Here is a 17,927-nt window from a genome sequence, read left to right on the forward strand (position 1 = left end):
CCAATCATTCCAGCATTTAATAAAGTAAACGGAAGGAGGAAAAGAAATGGATTCTAAACCATACTCTTGGGTCGCTCTAGATCGTAACTGTACACACCACGGCGATTACCATCATAACTACGAAAGAAAAGCAGTTTGTGACGGCCACTATTATGATGATGAAGATGTTTTACAAGACTTTGATCAAGTGAGTGTCACAAAGCAGACATCTGAGGAAGTCATTATCGTTAGAGATTCTTGTGACATTAACGTTTCTTCTGTTGATGCACAGGTTGCAGCATCTATCCAAGCAGCTGTTCAAACAGCGATCATCACCATTACAAACATCTCAATCGCTGATGGTGACCTAGCTGACCGCGTCACGCAAGATCTCTTACAAGCAGCTAGCCACAAACAAACAAATCGCCAGAAACTTGTTATCGAAAACTCTAGAAACGTTACAGTCTCTACAATCGATGCGGACATCTCTATTGCCATCCAAACGCTTACACAGACACTTGTTGCGACGATCGTTGCAATTGGTATCCTCTAATGTACAAAAGCAGAGCGAAAAGCTCTGCTTTTCCTTTTTCTAAAAATACAACAAAGATAAATAGTCATTTACCCACACCAACTAGAGGGCGCATACATATGTTGTTAAGGACTAAAGTCAAATACCTTGTTAAAGGAGCTGAAATCCATGAGCTGCGGAAAACACCATGGCCGACATGATGAAAACTGTGTATGCGATGCGGTTGATAAGATTTTAGCAGAGCAGGAAGCTGTAGAAGATAAATGTCCTACGAGCTGCTACAGTAATTTATTAAGCCCGACAGTTTCTGGAAAAGATACGATTCCGTTTTTACTTTTTGATAAAAAGGGCGGATTGTTCTCTACTTTCGGAAACATTGGAGGATTTGTTGACGATTGCCAATGCTTCGAATCCATTTTCTTCCGGGTTGAAAAATTGCATGACTGCTGTGCCACATTATCTGTATTAAGACCTGTTGATGTACACGGACATACGCTAAGCGTTTGTCACCCTTGCGATCCTGACTTCTTTGGTTTAGAAAAAGCGGACTTTTGTATCGAAGTTGATTTGAACTGTTTCTGCGCGATCCAATGTTTAAATCCAGAACTAGTCGACAGAGTCATGCCAACAAAAGATAAAAAGCATCATCACCACGGCTAAACCAATCGCCCGCTCATCTATCTTGTCATAAGTCAAAGCATCCCCTTCCTCACGAATGACAACCAATCATGCGGAGCAGTCAGCAAAAGGCGGCCGCTTCCGCATTGATTGACATTAGATGCATCAACCGGCGAGACACGTAATAAAGCTTATAGATGATGATGACAGTGCTCAAACACTCAAACAAATTTCCTTGTATAGGAGGGTTGAATATGAGCCGCAAACATTCATGGAACTGTGTAGCAGAGGCTGTTGAAAACATAAACGACTTACAAAATGCCGTCGAAGAGGATTGCCCGACCAGCTGTTACAGCAATCTCCTTTCTCCATCACATTCATTAGGTGACACTGTCCCGTTTGTTCTATTTACCTCAAAATCAAAACCATTCGTCGCATTCGGAAACGTCGGAGAAGTAGATGCTGGCCCTTGCTTCAGCACTGCATTTTTCAGAGTCGAACACATCTCTGATCACTGCGCAACACTCAGCTTGCTTATTGCATTTGACAAAGATCGTCATATTTTAGATTTTACAGATAAAGATTCCGTATGTGATGTGTTCCGTTTAGAAAAATCAAAATATTGCATTGAAGTAGACCTTGACTGCTTCTGCGCAATCGAGTGCTTAAATCCAAGACTCATCAACCGTAGCTGCTAACAAAAAAAGTCCCGTTATGGGACTTTTTTTATGTTCATTAAAAACCAAGTGGATGAATAGAAGAAATATCACCAATTGCTAATTCCACTGGATTACCGCCGCCTGCCGTGCGGATGACCACCATATTGTCTTTTCTCTCCATGATGATTCCTCTGTATGTTTTTCCATCGGCTTCAATGAGGCAAAGCGCTCTCGGCATATTATGCGGCAGACTTGTAAGAAAATCGACTTTCTCCTCGATATTCATTTGGCTTAACGGCTTCTTCACTCGTTTTCTTCTTGGTTCTTCTTTTGTTTCATGAAATACGCCTTCTGGTTGTTTTTCTTGTTCTTGTACTGGCTCTCGATTTTGTGAATCATCTTTTTCTTGATTGATCTCCTGCTCTTGCTGTAGCGCAGGCGGCTCTTCTTTTTTCTGCTTTACTTCCTGTGATATAGGTTCTTGCACGCTCTCTTCAATGGCATCCTCTTTGGCGCTTTTTTTGGTTTCTGAAGGTTTTTCTGACTTCTTTCGCTTTCTCACAATATTTTGCATGGCCGGCGCTGATTCATCATAGCTCGGCTGAACAATATACATAAGCGGCTTTTGATTCTCATCACCTTTATTTGACATACTGATCCCTCCCGAATGATTCATTCCTTATATATATGAGAGGACACCCCAAATCAGAAGAAAAATAAAAAACAGCATACCAGTGATTGGTATGCTGCAAATCAATTATTCGTTTAGCGGGCAATGATATGGAAGCCAGAATCAACATGAAGATTCTCACCTGTCATGCCGCGGGATAAATCACTGAATAAGAATAGTGCTGTATCGCCAACTTCTTCAGGAGTCGTTGTACGGCGAAGCGGTGCACGCTCTTCAATATCCTTCAGGATCGTATTAAAGCCGCTGATTCCTTTTGCAGATAACGTACGAATTGGCCCAGCAGAAATGCTGTTCACACGGATGCCTTCCGCTCCAAGATCAGCTGCTAAGTATTTCACACTTGCTTCAAGGGCTGCTTTTGCTACACCCATGACATTGTAGTTAGAGACAACGCGCTCTCCGCCTAGGTAAGTAAGTGTGACAATGCTTCCGCCTTCTGTCATGAGCGGACGTGCTGCTTTTGCTACAGCTGTTAGTGAATAGGCACTAATGTTGTGCGCTAAAAGGAAACCTTCACGGTTCGTGTTCAAATATTCACCGACAAGCTCTTCTTTGTTCGCAAATGCAATCGCATGTGCAACACCATGGATGACTTGTACTTTTTCTTTAATCGTTGCAAAACATTTTTCGATTTCTTCATCACTTGTCACATCACAAGGAAGAATAATGGAATCATCACGCTCTAGCGTGCTTGCTAGCTCTTTCACTGATTCTGCCAGACGATCTCCAACATAAGTAAAAATCAAACGAGCTCCTGCTTCGTGAAGTGAACGAGCGATCCCCCAAGCGATGCTTCGTTTATTGGCAACACCCATCACCACAATATTACGGCCTTCTAAAGAAAAGTTCATATGTATTAAAGCCTCCTATTTTTTCAAGACATAGTATTAGTACCTGATCATAATCTTATCACATATCATGAGATATTGACAATTTCCGCTGAAAGAAAGTTTTTATTTCAGAAAAAAGACCGTCCTCACAAGTGAAGACAGTCTTCTTTTTATGCTTTGACTCTGTTTTGCTGATAAGCAAAGTGGTTAGTCGGTCCGTGCCCAGCGCCAATATTCAGAGGAAATTTGATCGCCTCATGGACAAAGGTTTCTGCCGTTTCAAAGGCTTCCTTCATGGAACGACCTTTTGCTATTTCTGCCGTTAATGCCGCTGCAAATGTACAGCCTGTTCCGTGTGTATGTGGTGTATCAATATGTTCATTACTGAGTTCAAAAAAGCTTTTTCCATCGTACAAAAGGTCTGTAATGAGGCCGCCTGAAGGACTATGACCTCCTTTAATCACAACATAGGACGTGCCAAGCTCATAAAGTCGTTCTGCTGCTCTATGGCGATCGTCTTTTGTCTGAATGCGCATGCCTGTCAGCACTTCTGCCTCAGGGAGATTCGGTGTGACTGCATAACTGACAGGTAGTAACTGTGTTTTCATAGCAGAGACCGCATCTTCATTTAATAAAGAAGCGCCGCCTTTGGCAATCATGACTGGATCGACAATTAGTTTCAAGTCATATTGCTTCGTCTTTTCAGCAACAACACTGATCATGTCGGCACTCCACAGCATTCCTGTTTTAGCGGCATCTGGCAACAAGTCTTCTGCTACTGCATCAATTTGACTTTCGAGCGCCTCGATAGACAGTGGATAAATACCGTGAACACCAAGTGTGTTTTGCGCTGTAATGGCCGTAATGGCGGACATTCCGTACACACCAAGCTCCTGAAAGGTTTTCAAGTCTGCTTGAATACCTGCTCCACCACCAGAATCAGTACCTGCGATGGATAATGCTTTTTTAATCGTCATGTCATCTCACCCTCTCATTAGCCAATCCATTGATGATAAATCGTTCTCGCTTTCGCAATATCATTTGTCCCATGTACAAGCGCTCTGCCATCTTTGAATAAAACAAGCTTGTACTCATCCTTCTGACACGAAAGCAAATAAGGATTTTCCAGCACATCCATTCCTGCTTTCTTTAGCTGACGTGCTACTTCATGAAGCGCCGGGGGTGCCCCTAGTGCACTGCGAATTTGTACAGTATTTCGTCCACATAATACATCTGCTTTTGCTCTTTGATCATATGAGAGAAATGGATATGTCTTAAGACCGCAGCTTGGACATTGTTTCTTTTTTAAAGACGTAACGGATCGAATATCAGATCGCTCGTTTGTCCATAAATCAAACGATCTTAATACCGGCGTGATGTGGTGTCCTGTTAAAAGCTTCAGTGCATCCGCCACTTGATAGGCCGCAACCTGCTGCACTACTGGACTAATAATTCCTGCTGTATCACATGTCATGCCTTGTGGCGGTAAATGCTCAAGCAGGCAGTGTAAACATGGTGTTTCACCAGGAATCACTGTGAATTGAATACCATAGCTTGCTACACAGGCTCCATAAAGGAACGGAATTTGATGTTTGACGGCCGCATCGTTCGCAATCATTCTCACCTCAAAATTATCCGCTGCATCCACGATGATGGATGCCCCGCTGACGTACTCATCAATATTTTGAGCGTTCACGTCAATGACGATTCCTCTCACATGAACGTCACTGTTCACCTGCTTGAGTCTTTTCTCAGCAGCCACAGCCTTTGGCAACCGATCAAGAACATCTTGTTCTGTGTATAGCTGCTGACGCTGCAGGTTGCTCCATTCAATATAATCTCTATCCAAAATGGTGACAGATCCTACGCCGGCACGGACAAGCATTTCAGCACTCGATGTTCCAAGTGCCCCAGCCCCAATAATGACGGCCTTTGAGGCATGTAGCCGTTTTTGTCCTTCTGTTCCAATCGGCCTAAAAAGCTCTTGGCGTGAATAACGTGTGCTCAAAATGCTGGCATTCCTTCCTGCGGACTGCTGGCTGTTCCATAGTTTTTGAGTGGAATACGGCCTGCCTCGAAACCGAGTCTTCCAGATTCAATCGCCAGCTTCATCGCTTTAGCCATTTTCACAGGGTCCTTTGCGCCAGACACGGCTGTATTCAGTAATACAGCATCAGCGCCCAATTCCATCGCATAAGCAGCATCCTTCGGAGAACCTACACCCGCATCAATAATAACTGGCACATTTGCCTGTTCGATAATAAACGATAGATTCAGAGGGTTTAAAAGCCCTTGACCTGAACCGATTGGAGAAGCACCTGGCATAATGGCATGAACACCAAGTTCTTCTAATTTCCTTGCTAGCACCACATCATCTGACGTATATGGCAACACGATAAAACCTTCTTCTAATAGCATTTCAGATGCTTTTAACGTTTCGACTGGATCTGGCAGAAGAGACCTTGAGCAGCCAATGACTTCTACTTTGATCATGTCACACAGTCCAGAAGCTTTCGCTAAACGGGCAATCCGCACCGCTTCTTCCGCTGTACTTGCCCCGGCAGTATTTGGCAGCAATGTATAGGCTGATAAATCGAGCTGCTCTAAAAAATTGGGCTGTGATGGTTCAAATATGTCCATTCTTCGCACAGCAAAGGTCAAAATTTCAGCTTCTGATACGTTGACCGCCTCTTTTTGAACTTCAAATGATGGATACTTTCCTGTCCCTAGTAATAGTCTTGATGTAAATGTTTTTCCGCCAATGCGCAGCATGGTGTCATCCTCCTCCTACAAAGTGAACGATTTCAATCGTGTCATTTGGTTGAATTTTTACCTGTTGAAAGGCTTCTTTATCTATAATTTCTTGATTTTTTTCAACGATCACCACTCGGTTTTCAAGTTGATAGGCTGACAGCAGATCAAAAATCGTGCCATTTTCCTTATCGAAATCAACCATTCTTCCATTCAATTGAATTTTCATACGAACAATGCCTCCTTTCGCCCAATACGAAACGCATGAAGCCATTCCTTGTGAACAGACTCGCCTACTATCAAGCCGCGAATGATTTCCCCCGTAATTGGCGCAAGTAAAATGCCATTTCGGTAATGTCCCGTTGCAAAAAGAATACGCTCGTCTTCCGGATGTTTTCCGATATAGGGGTGCCGGTCGCTTGTCGCTGGCCGAAGACCTGCCCAACATTGATCAATCGGCATCTCTCGAATAGAAGGCATGAGCTGAGATGCTTTGTGAATAACTGCTTCAATACCGCCAAGTGTCGGAACGGCCTGCCAGTCATTCGGTTTCATCGTTGCACCAATCACTAGCTTACCGCTATCCCTTTGAACGATATAACAATGATCATGATAGATGGTGTGTGCAAGCGCTGGACCGTTATTCCAAACAGACACGCATTCTCCTTTTACAGGATAGAGAGAATGTGATAACCCCAGTTCTTCTAAAAAACGGCCTGACCATACACCACTTGCTACAGTCAGATGATCACATGTGAAGATGCCTTTAGCTGTACTGACTGTCAAAGTTTCTTTTCCCCTCTTCACATCGATAACGGGGGTAAACTCCTTCACATCCGCTCCATGCCGAACAGCCGCCTGCCAAAAAGCCCTGCATACCGCATATGGCTCGACATGTACATCATCTGCTATCAAGCCTGCTCCTACGATGTCATCTGCTATTTGAGGCATACGTTCTTTTACGCTGCTTGCTTCAAGCCATTCAAATGTGGGCAAATGCTGCATCCGGCAAAGCGCTCGCTTTTCTTGTTCTGTAAAAGCCACCTTCATAATCCCGCCCACTGATATCCGAATATCAATGCCCGATTCACGCTGAAGGTCGACCGTTAATTTTTCATATAAAACCTGACTTTGTCTGCCTACTTGAAAGAAAATATCCTCATCACCTTCTCCTTCAGCATGTGCACCCAGCATGCCAGCAGCCGCACTCGTCGTTTGCTTCCCGATCTCATTTGCCTCAAATAAGACAATCTGCTTTCCTGCTTTTGCAAGGTGATAAGCGATCGACATCCCTATGATTCCACCACCAATGATTGCAACATCATAATGCTTGTTCATAAGGATTCTCCTTTCGCTTTTTAGAAAATATTTGCGCCATTTTGCGCGGCTGAGGATGAGCAAAAATCCCCGACATGACGGCTATTCCCTTTAAATCAACATGCATCAATTCTGGCAATCGTTCTGGTGTGATTCCACCAATGACAACGACTGGAATGGACAGCGAAGAAGTCATGTCTTCCACAATCTTTATGCCTCTCGCCTGAAGTCCGGGTTTGCATGCGGTATCATACACATGCCCAAACATGACATACTCTGCCCCGTTCTTCTCTGCTGCTTTGGCTTCTTCTATCGAATGAACCGATACCCCCGCATGGAGGTGAGGAAATTTTTGTCTTAATTCCTTTGGCGAAAAGCTGTGTCCTGGAAGATGAACCCGGTGAATATTGGTCAGCAGCGCAACGTCAACTCGGTCATTTATAATCAGCTTTTCTTTCGGAACACCTTCTGCTAGTAGTTGTTTCACGAGGTGAACCAGCTCACCTGCTGCCTTCGATCGTTCACGAATATGAATAAAGTCTACTTCAGACGCAATGTCTTTTATTTGCTTGATGAGCTCCCTGACAGGAAGCGTATCATTTGTCACTGCATGGAGTTCCATTTGCACCAACCCCATCTAAGCATGCTGTCTGCCACATTTCTTTTTCATACGCCATCTCCCAGAAATGGTATTCGTAATAGCTTGAAATCACGAAATTTTCTTTCATATTAGCCCGCACATGTTCTGGCGCTTTTTCTGCAAGTTCATCAAAACGGTTCACCTGTTCAAAAACAAGCTCTTTAAACCAATCCCCACCATATGTCAAAATCCATTCTTGATAAATCGGATGGTCAGGTGTTGTTTGTTTCAGTTTTTCTCCTACCTCATAATAAAGCCAGTAGCACGGCAATAATGCGGCTAAAATTTCTTCAAAACGACCGCTTTTCACAGATCGGTACATATGCGAGGTATATGCATAAGCAGTTGGAGAAGGTTTAAAGTTTGCCAGCGCTTCATCAGAGATCTGGAGCAGTTCTGTGAACTTTCTATGCAGTGATAGCTCTGCTTCATACGTACCCTGCGCATGATATGCCATTCTGCCTGTCGTATGTAAGTCCTCACTAATGGCGGCTCCATATGACTGTACTTTTGCAAAATGAGTTAAATAGTACGAATCCTGCATCACATAATAAGTGAAACGATCGAGTGAAAGTGTGCCATCACCAATCCCTTTTACAAAAGGGTGTGTAAAGCTCCCATTCCACCATCTAGCTGCTGCTTCTTTACATTCGTTCGAAAATGTCATGTTCCTCTCCTCCTGTTTTTCCATATAAAAAAACCACTTTCCGCGTGGAAAGTGGTTTGGAATTTGTAAAAAGCATAGTCAAACACCGCACCACTTCCCTACGCAGGTATGAACCTGTTCAGGTAATGAGGGTCTAAAAGTCTACACTTTTATCTCAGCCCTTTTAAAGGACTCCCCTAGTGGATCAAACATATATTGTTGTACCTCTATCTTAATCAGGATTTGTTCATCGGTCAAGGGTTCATTGCAACTCTAATTGGGCTCTAAGTCCTGCAACATACTCCCGGGAGCCAGACACAAGCACGCGGTCACCGCTTCTAAGCGTCGTATCCCCATGCGGTACTAAGCTGTCAATTCCTCTAAAAATACGGACAAACACCAAATCGCCGGTAAAAGGAAATTCCCTCAGCATGACATTATGATACCGATGATTGTTCATTTGAATTTGATACAAAGAAGAATCCTCATTTGTTAACAAGCGAATCGCATCAGGTGCTTCAATCAATGCCCTCAGCACCGTTTTAGATGATAAGAAGTTAGAAAAGGTATCGATCCCTGCTTCCTTTAATGTCAGCTCGGCTTCCGCTTTGTTAACACTTGCAATGACTTGTTTAGACCCTTCTTCTTTTGCAAATAAAGCAATTTCCTTATTTTTCGTTTCACTGCCTGTAGCCACAACGAGCACATCCTCTTGCCCAATGCCAGCCTGCCTTAGCGTATCATCGTCATATTGTTCAATCGCTTCAACTTCAAAGATGGAGTCAGCAAGCAAGGCTTCTTTATTTTCCTGAAAGACGTGTAAAATACGGATGTCATATTCATCCTGATGCAAATCAAGCGTCACAGGTAACGTCAGCTGATTCGCTCCAATAAACGTCACACGCTTTTTATGATTGGTTTCACGTTCTTGTTTAAATAACGCCTTAAACCAAACAGGCGTTAAAATACTCGTGAGCACAGCGACTAGAATAAGGGCTCCTGACATTTTATGATCAATGACGCCAAGCCGCTCACCAATCGTTGCAGCAGCAATGACAAGGGATAACGTCGAGGTTAATAAAAAACCCGAACCGATGACTTTTTTCATGTCATACCATTTTTTTAAATAAAGAATCGGAACGAGTTTACTAAGCAATAATGCAATAAACAGCAGCGGAATCATGATCATGATGGTTGGATCTTTAAAGAGTGACCATATATTCAGGTCCACACCGACCATCACAAAAAAGATCGGAATTAAAAATCCATAGCCAAATGAGTCCAGCTGTTGTACGAGTTCTTTATTAGGCGAAAGAAGAGACACAAGCACACCTGCTAAAAAAGCCCCCAGAATATTTTCAGCACCGAGTGATTCAGATAAGGCAACTAAGACTATAATGAGAGTAAAGATGGCTCTTGTCCCAATTTGCACCGTTCCTTTTGACATGGACTGAAAAATGGACTTTGTCTTAAATACCCGGCCAAATAAATAAAGAAGAATACCTGCCGCAAATAATAATAAGAGCAACCACATGTTCCCTGTTCCATCGCCATAAATGGAGGAAAACACAGCAAGTAAAATCATTGTCACCAAATCAGCAATAACGGCTACAAGCAAAATGATTTGACCAATATTCGTTTGCATCAACTTTTCCTCTTTTAAGGTAGGAACTACCACACCCAATGAGATGGTGGAAATAATAAGCGTCATTAAAAAGGCATTTTGAATAAACCCTGCAAGAACAAACGCATAAGACAGGATAAAGGACATACAAAATACGCCAACAAAAATAATGGTCGCTGTTTTAAATGTATTCGGTTCTTTTAAACCATTTGGCAGTTCTCGCGCTTTCTTCTTTGATTCAAAAGAAGAAAAATCTATTTCAAGTCCACTTAAAAACATAAGAAAAATAAAACCTAGCATGGATAACGTATCTAGCCATGCGTCGTGTTCAACAACTAGTTGAAGACCGCTTTTTCCAATGATGAGCCCCATGATGATTTCAGCGACAACGACCGGGATGGTCAGCTTAAATCGGTGCAATAAAATGGGGGTGAAAAAGGCTACAATAATAACGACAACGAGTGATGAAACAGATGTATGCTCCATTGGCTAAAGCCTCCTAACATTCATGTTTAATTTTTAAGTTTTACGTTAAAGCATTGATTCTAACAATTGCCCAAATGAAATGAAAGCCATTCGTTATATTTTCTAAAATTCAAACTTTTTTATATCCGATAAATGGATGAAAAAATCAGGAGGAACCTTTATGAAATTCGATATCATCGGCGATATCCACGGCTGCTACGAAGAGCTGCTTACCCTCATACACAAACTAGGATACGAACTCAAACACGGACTACCTGTCCACCCTGATAAGAGAACACTGGCCCTTGTTGGTGATTTAACAGACCGCGGCCCTCGATCAGTTGCCGTGATGCAATTTGTCATACACGCCTATTCTAAGGGTGCCATCCGCTATGTGCCTGGCAACCATTGTTTTAAGCTGTATCGCTATTTGAAAGGAAATCCCGTAAAATTACTGCACGGTATTGAAACAACGGTGAACGAAATCAAAAACCTGCCGCATGATGAACAAACCATTTTATCACGTGAATTTAAACATTTATTTGAAAAGGCACCGCTTTATGATGTACTGATTCCGAATGAACTGATCATTGCACACGCAGCAATGAAGGAAAAGGATATTGGCAAAAAACCGAACAAACAGATGAGGTCTTATCTATTATTTGGAGCAGTCACCGGAGAAACATGGCCAGACGGTCGACCTGTCAGGAAGGACTGGGCAAAGGAATATCACGGAAAACCATGGATTGTGTACGGGCATACACCCGTAAAAGAACCAAGATTTATCGGTAGAACGGTTAACATTGATACAGGCTGCGTCTTTGGCCACAAGCTCTCTGCCCTTAGATATCCAGAGCTTGAGACAGTATCTGTTCCTTCATCTATGCCATATGATGATTCAAGATTTCAGCATTTCACGCAATAAAAAACCCGGTCCACCTTGACAGGTGACCGGGTTTACTTGTTTACTGAAGCAATAATGTCATATCATCCGGCAAAGGAGCCGAAAAGGTCATGGACTCCCCAGTTATCGGATGCGGAAAAACAAGGGTTTCACTATGAAGTGCCTGCCTGCCTATTCTCTCGCTTGTTCCACCATATAGCGTATCTCCAACAAGCGGATGACCAAGGAATTGCATGTGAACACGAATTTGATGTGTTCTTCCCGTTTCAAGGGTGAGGGACACATCAGACATATCTAAATGAGTATGTACCGCCAGCACCGTATAATGTGTTACGGCTTCCTGACCAGATTCATCCACCATTCGTTCAATAATGCTGTCCCCTTTTCGAGCAATTTTTGCTCTAATTGTTCCTTCCTTTTGCGTGATCATGCCATGTGTCATGGCTCTATACGTTCGCTTGACTTCCCCTTTTTTCTGCGCCTTTGATAAAAGGCTGTGTGCAAAGCGATGTTTAGCGACTAACATGACACCAGAAGTATCACGATCAAGACGGTTCACCAAGTGGACAGTCAGTCGAACGGACTGCTTAGCATAATGGTGAAGCAACCCATTTGCAATACTATGCTCAGGGTGCTCTCGAGAAGGAATCGATGGGATATATGGCTTTTTATTCAGCACAAGCACGTGCTCGTCCTCAAATAAAATATCAAGCGGAATGGCCGCAGGTTTTAGCCCTTCACTCACTTTTTCCTCGGGAAATAAAATGGTGAGCCTGTCTCCCTCGCGCAGCTCATATCTCACGGTCACATGCTCTCCATTAATCAGAAGGTCACCGCCGTCAAATTTAATATCTGTCAGCATTCGTTTTGAAATGCCAAGATCGATTAAGTAGTCCTTCAGCAGCCTGCCTTCTTCTTTGGCTGATATGGTTTTGTTTATCTTAAAGTATTCCAGCGAGAACAACCTCTTTCTTATTCTCCTTTGCCGATAAAGGAATCTTGCACCCTTTTCCAAAACGGAAATGGTCTAAATCGGGCAAACCGGACATTCTCGTCTGCCACTCGGCATTGAATGGATTTCACATCTTTATGCAGCAGCGACAAATGATCTATCGTCACCTGAAAATCCACGTCATTAATCGGTTTGATCACACACGTATGGTGGTCCGGCAAAATGAGCGGCGAACCGACCGTTCTAAACACTCTGTTGTTGATTGAAGCCATTTCTGCCAGCTGGATCGCCCTAATGGATGGGTGAATAATAGCCCCGCCAAGTGCCTTATTATAGGCTGTACTACCAGATGGTGTAGACAAACAAAGACCATCTCCTCTGAATGTTTCAAAAAGCTGACCCCTAATCTCAACATCTGCCACAAGTGTACCTTCCATACTTTTAATTGTACATTCATTCATTGCTAAATATTTTTCTTCCCGGCCGCCATCGTTGTACCTGACGATGACTTCAAGAATCGGATATTCCACAATATGATAAGGCGTTTTGGCAATGGCTAACACAAGCTTTTCAATTTCACTCGGGACCCAGTCCGCATAAAAACCAAGATGGCCTGTATGTACGCCGACAAAAGCGGTTTCGTTTAGACGGTTACTATACCGGTGAAAAGCGTATAAAAGGGTTCCGTCTCCGCCAACTGTAATGACGAGATCGGGTTCCTCTTCATTTAATTCCATTCCAAAATCCAATAAGTAGGTCTGTATTTTATTTTTAAGTGTGTCAGATACAGAATTCCCTTTCGAAGAAACTGCAAATTTCATGAATTCTTCTCCTTTTCCACCTTGCTGCGACGAGAGAGCAGCATCATATTTGATCAAGCTTAGGCTCAGCTATCGTTTTTCTTTTTCCGGGAAAATGCCACTTGTGCTTCTTGAATTTCCCCTCTGATTTCAGACATCTCATCATCAAGAAGAGATGCTGCCTCAGAAGCTCTTTGAAGGCGCTGCTTGACCTTCTCCGGGATATTCCCGCTATATTTATAATTCAGAGAATGCTCGATGGTCGCCCAAAAGTTCATGGCTAATGTACGGATTTGGATTTCGACGAGGAGCTGCTTCTCTCCATTGATCGTTTGCAGCGGATATAACACAACAAGGTGGTACGAGCGGTATCCGCTTTCTTTATGTTCTGCAATATAGTCGCGTTTATCTACAACCACGAAATCTTTTCGTGACTGAAGCATTTTCTTGACGACTTGTATATCTTCTACAAATTGGCACATAATGCGAAGCCCTGCAATATCCTGCATCGTTTCAATCTCATGCATCGGGATGTTTTTACGCTTTGCCTTTTCCAATATGCTGGCAACGGGTTTCACTCGGCCAGTGACAAATTCTACTGGTGAATGGTCATCCTCAAATTCATACAGTTTTCGGATGCCTTTTAGTTTCACTTTTAATTCTTCGACTGCTTGCTTATATGGTGCGAGGAATTGATCCCATTGTTTTTTGTCCATGAAACTTCCCCCAATTCCAAATACCTAATTATTTCAGAGGAATGTGCTCTTCACTTTCTCTTCCATATCTCCGTAATTGGCATTGTCTTTAATATTGTCGATTAAATAGTTTAATTCCTGATGAAGTTGAATGAGTTCTAGCGTTTGCTCTTCCGCCGCCAAATAGACAGGGATTTCACGATTCATTGCTTCTTTTAATGGAGCCCATGTATGTTCTCCTAAAATAAGATACGTAAAAGACTCCTCAGTCTCAAGTATGTAAACGAACGCAAAGTGATCAGAATCAACAAGCATTTGTCCTGATGCTTTTGCTTTTTGAATTTGCTCATCTGACTGGACCGTCAAGATCAGCCTGTCTTCTTTTAAAGTTGCTTCTGTGATTTCAATTCTGTTTTGCATCATGATCTCCTTTACAACAAAGTACAGCTTTATTTTATCATATCAAGTTCAATATTGATAAACCGAACTTTTTGAGAAAATTTGATTTCTCCATTTCGTTGTTCATTTTGCCTCATTTAGCATCTATATACGTCTCTTTTTAAGGAATAAATAAGAAAAAAAGAAGCTTTTCATGTACAATAATCATATTTCCTCTAAATGAAAGGTTGATGTCAAAATGGCACAGGAAATTGAGATAGAACTAAAACAATTATTAATGAAAGAAGAATTTGAACAGCTAAAAGAATATTTTCAATTAAAGGACGAGGACTTCCTCACTCAAACCAACTATTATTTTGATACACCTCAATTTGATATAAAATCCAAATTCGCTGCATTACGAATGAGAGAAAAAGGTGGGCAGTGGGTCCTCACATTAAAGGAACCGCATGAGATCGGCCTTTTGGAAACCCACCAAACGATCGATCCTCCCGCTAGTCTTGAACATTTCCAACTGCCAGAAGGTGAAGTGGCAGACAGGTTAGTACACCTTCACATTCAAAAGGATCAAATCGTGTATTTTGGTTCACTGGAAACGTCAAGAGCAGAAAAAATGATCAAAGAAGGCTTAATTGTTTTGGATCACAGCCGATATTTAACAGTAGAGGACTATGAACTTGAATTTGAAGTGAGTGATTTAGACATTGGACAAGCTGCTTTCACAGCATTGCTTCAGCAATTTCAGATCCCACCAAGACACACGAAAAACAAAGTCGTACGTTTTTATGAAGAAAAAATGAAAACAAAAGAATAGATGAATTCCTTGAAGGAGGAACATGATGAACGTCAATCAACTTCAATCCTTTATGCAGCTTCAAGCACTCAAAACGTTACAATCTGATAATGGACAAACACAACTCACAGCTGGACAAGAATCAAGCGCTGAGACTTCATTCCAGTCGCTGTTGCAAGATTTTTTAGGCGGATCAGAATTATCTCGTCTCCCGCTTTCCATTTCTGCTTTCATGGGATCGGACCCATCAACGTCTCCGAACACGCAATATGCACGCATGAATCCATATTTATCTGCGATAGCGGGCAGTGAACAGCTTCAATCTCAGTCTCTTTATGCAAATGACAGCCAATTGAATACCGCAAATGGTATTGGAAACGTCTTAAATAACAGCTACACACCGCCCCTTCAAAAAGCTGTTTCAGGCTCTTCATCAAAAGAGATTAATCAAATCGTCTCACAAATGGCTCAAAAGCACGGAGTTCCAGAAAAGCTGATCCATGCAGTGATCAAGCAAGAATCCGGTTATCGCACGAATGCTGTCAGCCATGCAGGTGCACTTGGACTGATGCAGCTAATGCCGTCTACTGCTAAATCACTTGGCGTGAACAATGCCTTTGATGCAGCCCAAAACATTGAAGGCGGAACGAAGTATTTAAAACAAATGCTTCAAAAATATAATGGAAATGTCTCACTCGCCTTAGCCGCTTATAACGCAGGCTCAGGGAATGTAGATAAGTACGGAGGTATTCCTCCATTTAAAGAAACACAAAATTATGTAAAGAAAATCACAGCTCAATATTTCGCCTAAACCGAAGAGAATAACCTCTTCGGTTTTTTGTATGTCGCTTTTCACCCTTTTTTGACTGAATGTGTTATGATATGGTCAATTGAACACGGAACCTGTCTCCCTCACTTTTCCCAAAGGACCAAAGCGGTTTGTTTGTGGAATTGAGTAGAGGTTGTTAAAATAAGTATACAATAATAGAAACAACAAAATAGAACAAACTGAATATCACTTTTGAAATACATGAAATTCGCAATAGGGTGAGCCATCCTATTAGCTACGAGTTAAAGGAGTAGTCAACATGGTACAATCGTTTAACGCACCTTACGAAGCGGTTGGAGAGGAACTTCTATCGCAACTTGTTGATACTTTTTATGAAAATGTAAAGTGTCATCCTTTGCTTCATCCTATTTTCCCGGATGACTTAAAAGAAACAGCAAGAAAACAAAAACAGTTCTTAACTCAATATTTAGGCGGACCGCCGCTTTATACTGAGGAGCATGGTCACCCAATGCTACGGGCGAGACATCTCCCTTTTCCGATTACTGAGGAGCGAGCGGACGCATGGCTTGAATGCATGGAGGATGCAATGGATCAAGTAGGACTAACCGGCGATATTCGTGACTTTTTATTTGAGCGACTGTCTTTGACGGCTCGTCACATGGTCAACCAAATACCTGAAAAGGACGGACGATCTTGAGCTGCAATCCGCATGAGCAATATTTCTCACATTGTCACGGACATCCTCAAAAGCCGATTGAAATCTATGTATTCATTGATCCTCTCAGCCCGGACTGCTGGTTATTAGAGCCATCAATTAAAAAGTTGAAAATGAAATATGGCCGTTTCTTCACTTTACGAACGGTTACAAGTTCTAGTATTAATGCTTTGAACCGGAAACGAAAAAAACATTTACTAACCGAAGCGTGGGGGAAATTTGCCACGAAAACTCAGACCAAAAAAGAACAAATGCTGTCTGAACAAATTGTGACATCACCTTATCTCGCCTCTCTTGCATTAAAAGCAGCTGAACTTCAGGGCAGAAAATGCGGAATGAAATTTTTACGACTCATTCAAGAATCGCTTTTTTGCCATCAGCAGGACGTCACCAGTGAACAAGTCTTGCTAGAAAATGCAAAAACGGCTGGACTGGACATTGAAGAGTTCCAGCGAGATATCCATTCTCAAAGTGCTGTCAAAGCGCTCCAATGTGATATGAAAATCGCAGCTGAAATGGATGTATCTGAGCTTCCCACTTTCGCCTTTTTTAATACGATAAATGGTGAAGAAGGATTAAAGATTTCAGGTGCATATTCTTATGATATTTACGAGGAAATTCTCTTTGAAATGATTGGCGAAAAACCAACACCTTCAGAACGACCGCCAATTGAATGGTTTATCGCTTACTTTCAATTTGCATCAGCAAAAGAAATTGCCGTTGTATATGACCTGACCCTTGAAGAAGTTGAACGCGAGATGAAAAAACTCGCATTTGCTAAAAAGGTAGAACGTGTACAAGTACATCAGGAAATGTTTTGGCGTTATACAGAAGGAGACAATCATTCAGATCTTGATGTCTACCGCTGTGAGAATGAACATGGGTGCTGACCCATGTTTTTTTTTTACCCCCAAAAGAACACTTGTTCTATTTGTAAGTACGAAGAAACCGCGCCGGGATAAGCGCGGTTTCACTATGTCTTAACGACAACAAAGGGGATGGGAGAAATTTTTCACGGTCAAACAAAGGGGTAATGTTTGTATGTGATTAATTTCACATCTGTAGTATATCAAATTTTGTCGACTTATGACAACCGATATACTATATGTTCATATTTTTGTCACAAA

Annotated in this window: 22 protein-coding genes and 1 riboswitch; of the genes, 8 read left to right on the forward strand and 14 right to left on the reverse strand. The window is 42.2% G+C overall.

Annotated elements, in window-relative coordinates:
- The first annotated feature begins 46 nt into the window (after nt 1–46).
- From FBF75_RS03625 to FBF75_RS03635, 3 genes are all read left to right on the forward strand, one after another.
- Entirely contained in the window at nt 47–532 is a 486-nt protein-coding gene (locus tag FBF75_RS03625) for a spore coat protein (protein WP_008348431.1), read from the forward strand.
- A 147-nt stretch (nt 533–679) separates the two neighbouring features.
- A complete protein-coding gene (locus FBF75_RS03630) occupies nt 680–1,171 on the forward strand; it encodes a CotY/CotZ family spore coat protein (RefSeq protein WP_008348432.1) in 492 nt (163 codons plus the stop codon).
- Nucleotides 1,172–1,383: 212 nt separating this feature from the next.
- Nucleotides 1,384–1,827, forward strand: a complete 444-nt coding sequence (locus FBF75_RS03635; RefSeq protein WP_008348434.1) for a CotY/CotZ family spore coat protein — start codon at nt 1,384–1,386, stop codon at nt 1,825–1,827.
- 37 nt (nt 1,828–1,864) lie between these two features.
- On the opposite strand, the gene FBF75_RS03640 is transcribed toward FBF75_RS03635, so the two are convergent.
- From FBF75_RS03640 to FBF75_RS03685, 10 genes are all read right to left on the reverse strand, one after another.
- Entirely contained in the window at nt 1,865–2,440 is a 576-nt protein-coding gene (locus FBF75_RS03640; protein WP_079919100.1) for a CotO family spore coat protein, read from the reverse strand.
- Between the two features lie 113 nt (nt 2,441–2,553).
- Entirely contained in the window at nt 2,554–3,330 is a 777-nt protein-coding gene (gene fabI, locus FBF75_RS03645; RefSeq protein ID WP_003211867.1) for an enoyl-ACP reductase FabI, read from the reverse strand.
- 149 nt (nt 3,331–3,479) lie between these two features.
- A complete protein-coding gene (gene thiD, locus FBF75_RS03650; RefSeq protein ID WP_136944444.1) occupies nt 3,480–4,286 on the reverse strand; it encodes a bifunctional hydroxymethylpyrimidine kinase/phosphomethylpyrimidine kinase in 807 nt (268 codons plus the stop codon).
- A gap of 17 nt (nt 4,287–4,303) precedes the next feature.
- A complete protein-coding gene (locus FBF75_RS03655; protein ID WP_074042097.1) occupies nt 4,304–5,317 on the reverse strand; it encodes a thiazole biosynthesis adenylyltransferase ThiF in 1,014 nt (337 codons plus the stop codon).
- The gene (locus tag FBF75_RS03660) at nt 5,314–6,081 is read right to left on the reverse strand and encodes a thiazole synthase (RefSeq protein WP_074042098.1); all 768 of its coding nucleotides are present in this window, start codon (nt 6,079–6,081) and stop codon (nt 5,314–5,316) included. Before FBF75_RS03660 ends, FBF75_RS03655 begins: the two co-directional genes overlap by 4 nt.
- A 4-nt stretch (nt 6,082–6,085) precedes the next feature.
- Nucleotides 6,086–6,289 carry a sulfur carrier protein ThiS gene (gene thiS, locus FBF75_RS03665; protein WP_017367025.1) on the reverse strand — a complete coding sequence of 68 codons (204 nt, stop codon included), beginning with the start codon at nt 6,287–6,289 and terminating at the stop codon, nt 6,086–6,088.
- Complete coding sequence (gene thiO / locus FBF75_RS03670; RefSeq protein WP_136944445.1) at nt 6,286–7,398, reverse strand: glycine oxidase ThiO; 1,113 nt, start codon at nt 7,396–7,398, stop codon at nt 6,286–6,288. Before thiO ends, thiS begins: the two co-directional genes overlap by 4 nt.
- Nucleotides 7,382–7,999, reverse strand: a complete 618-nt coding sequence (tenI, locus tag FBF75_RS03675; protein WP_035392414.1) for a thiazole tautomerase TenI — start codon at nt 7,997–7,999, stop codon at nt 7,382–7,384. Before tenI ends, thiO begins: the two co-directional genes overlap by 17 nt.
- Nucleotides 7,974–8,684 (reverse strand): thiaminase II, encoded by a 711-nt coding sequence (gene tenA, locus FBF75_RS03680; RefSeq protein WP_017367022.1) that lies wholly within the window; start codon nt 8,682–8,684, stop codon nt 7,974–7,976. Before tenA ends, tenI begins: the two co-directional genes overlap by 26 nt.
- Before the next feature lie 78 nt (nt 8,685–8,762).
- Nucleotides 8,763–8,872: riboswitch (TPP riboswitch) on the reverse strand.
- Between the two features lie 53 nt (nt 8,873–8,925).
- Entirely contained in the window at nt 8,926–10,773 is a 1,848-nt protein-coding gene (locus FBF75_RS03685; RefSeq protein WP_046527497.1) for a monovalent cation:proton antiporter family protein, read from the reverse strand.
- 160 nt (nt 10,774–10,933) lie between these two features.
- Here FBF75_RS03685 and prpE point away from each other — a divergent pair, with 160 nt between their 5' ends.
- Entirely contained in the window at nt 10,934–11,677 is a 744-nt protein-coding gene (gene prpE, locus FBF75_RS03690) for a bis(5'-nucleosyl)-tetraphosphatase PrpE (protein WP_017359667.1), read from the forward strand.
- A gap of 40 nt (nt 11,678–11,717) precedes the next feature.
- Here the strand turns inward: prpE and FBF75_RS03695 are convergent, their stop codons facing one another.
- From FBF75_RS03695 to FBF75_RS03710, 4 genes are all read right to left on the reverse strand, one after another.
- Nucleotides 11,718–12,611: an RluA family pseudouridine synthase gene (locus tag FBF75_RS03695; protein ID WP_057079819.1), complete on the reverse strand. Its 894-nt coding sequence runs from the start codon at nt 12,609–12,611 to the stop codon at nt 11,718–11,720.
- Between the two features lie 17 nt (nt 12,612–12,628).
- Nucleotides 12,629–13,429 carry an NAD kinase gene (locus FBF75_RS03700; protein WP_008355343.1) on the reverse strand — a complete coding sequence of 267 codons (801 nt, stop codon included), beginning with the start codon at nt 13,427–13,429 and terminating at the stop codon, nt 12,629–12,631.
- A 65-nt stretch (nt 13,430–13,494) separates the two neighbouring features.
- Nucleotides 13,495–14,124, reverse strand: coding sequence for a GTP diphosphokinase (yjbM, locus tag FBF75_RS03705; protein ID WP_008348457.1), 630 nt, complete (start codon nt 14,122–14,124; stop codon nt 13,495–13,497).
- A 33-nt stretch (nt 14,125–14,157) separates the two neighbouring features.
- Nucleotides 14,158–14,523, reverse strand: a complete 366-nt coding sequence (locus FBF75_RS03710; protein WP_008348459.1) for a UPF0738 family protein — start codon at nt 14,521–14,523, stop codon at nt 14,158–14,160.
- Nucleotides 14,524–14,740: 217 nt separating this feature from the next.
- On the opposite strand from FBF75_RS03710, the gene FBF75_RS03715 reads away from it, so the two are divergent.
- The 4 genes from FBF75_RS03715 to FBF75_RS03730 all read left to right on the forward strand — a co-directional run bounded on the left by FBF75_RS03715 (nt 14,741) and on the right by FBF75_RS03730 (nt 17,690).
- A complete protein-coding gene (locus FBF75_RS03715) occupies nt 14,741–15,316 on the forward strand; it encodes a CYTH domain-containing protein (protein ID WP_050827158.1) in 576 nt (191 codons plus the stop codon).
- Between the two features lie 25 nt (nt 15,317–15,341).
- Nucleotides 15,342–16,106 carry a lytic transglycosylase domain-containing protein gene (locus tag FBF75_RS03720; RefSeq protein WP_008348461.1) on the forward strand — a complete coding sequence of 255 codons (765 nt, stop codon included), beginning with the start codon at nt 15,342–15,344 and terminating at the stop codon, nt 16,104–16,106.
- A gap of 277 nt (nt 16,107–16,383) precedes the next feature.
- Entirely contained in the window at nt 16,384–16,782 is a 399-nt protein-coding gene (locus FBF75_RS03725) for a globin domain-containing protein (protein WP_007499001.1), read from the forward strand.
- The gene (locus FBF75_RS03730) at nt 16,779–17,690 is read left to right on the forward strand and encodes a ClpXP adapter SpxH family protein (protein ID WP_007499002.1); all 912 of its coding nucleotides are present in this window, start codon (nt 16,779–16,781) and stop codon (nt 17,688–17,690) included. Before FBF75_RS03725 ends, FBF75_RS03730 begins: the two co-directional genes overlap by 4 nt.
- Nucleotides 17,691–17,927: the final 237 nt, after the last annotated feature.

Origin of the sequence: Bacillus sp. S2(2019), assembly GCF_005144805.1 — a bacterium.
Taxonomy (GTDB): Bacteria; Bacillota; Bacilli; order Bacillales; family Bacillaceae; genus Bacillus; species Bacillus altitudinis.

Bases quoted from the DNA above. Each gene is read 5' to 3' on its own strand.
- FBF75_RS03725 (WP_007499001.1), top strand. From the start codon at position 16,384: ATGGTACAATCGTTTAACGCACCTTACGAAGCGGTTGGAGAGGAACTT.
- FBF75_RS03660 (WP_074042098.1), bottom strand. From the start codon at position 6,081: ATGCTGCGCATTGGCGGAAAAACATTTACATCAAGACTATTACTAGGG.
- FBF75_RS03625 (WP_008348431.1), top strand. From the start codon at position 47: ATGGATTCTAAACCATACTCTTGGGTCGCTCTAGATCGTAACTGTACA.
- tenI (WP_035392414.1), bottom strand. From the start codon at position 7,999: ATGGAACTCCATGCAGTGACAAATGATACGCTTCCTGTCAGGGAGCTC.
- prpE (WP_017359667.1), top strand. From the start codon at position 10,934: ATGAAATTCGATATCATCGGCGATATCCACGGCTGCTACGAAGAGCTG.
- FBF75_RS03630 (WP_008348432.1), top strand. From the start codon at position 680: ATGAGCTGCGGAAAACACCATGGCCGACATGATGAAAACTGTGTATGC.
- FBF75_RS03715 (WP_050827158.1), top strand. From the start codon at position 14,741: ATGGCACAGGAAATTGAGATAGAACTAAAACAATTATTAATGAAAGAA.
- thiS (WP_017367025.1), bottom strand. From the start codon at position 6,289: ATGAAAATTCAATTGAATGGAAGAATGGTTGATTTCGATAAGGAAAAT.
- tenA (WP_017367022.1), bottom strand. From the start codon at position 8,684: ATGACATTTTCGAACGAATGTAAAGAAGCAGCAGCTAGATGGTGGAAT.
- thiD (WP_136944444.1), bottom strand. From the start codon at position 4,286: ATGACGATTAAAAAAGCATTATCCATCGCAGGTACTGATTCTGGTGGT.
- FBF75_RS03635 (WP_008348434.1), top strand. From the start codon at position 1,384: ATGAGCCGCAAACATTCATGGAACTGTGTAGCAGAGGCTGTTGAAAAC.
- thiO (WP_136944445.1), bottom strand. From the start codon at position 7,398: ATGAACAAGCATTATGATGTTGCAATCATTGGTGGTGGAATCATAGGG.
- FBF75_RS03700 (WP_008355343.1), bottom strand. From the start codon at position 13,429: ATGAAATTTGCAGTTTCTTCGAAAGGGAATTCTGTATCTGACACACTT.
- yjbM (WP_008348457.1), bottom strand. From the start codon at position 14,124: ATGGACAAAAAACAATGGGATCAATTCCTCGCACCATATAAGCAAGCA.
- FBF75_RS03685 (WP_046527497.1), bottom strand. From the start codon at position 10,773: ATGGAGCATACATCTGTTTCATCACTCGTTGTCGTTATTATTGTAGCC.
- FBF75_RS03710 (WP_008348459.1), bottom strand. From the start codon at position 14,523: ATGCAAAACAGAATTGAAATCACAGAAGCAACTTTAAAAGAAGACAGG.
- FBF75_RS03720 (WP_008348461.1), top strand. From the start codon at position 15,342: ATGAACGTCAATCAACTTCAATCCTTTATGCAGCTTCAAGCACTCAAA.
- fabI (WP_003211867.1), bottom strand. From the start codon at position 3,330: ATGAACTTTTCTTTAGAAGGCCGTAATATTGTGGTGATGGGTGTTGCC.
- FBF75_RS03640 (WP_079919100.1), bottom strand. From the start codon at position 2,440: ATGTCAAATAAAGGTGATGAGAATCAAAAGCCGCTTATGTATATTGTT.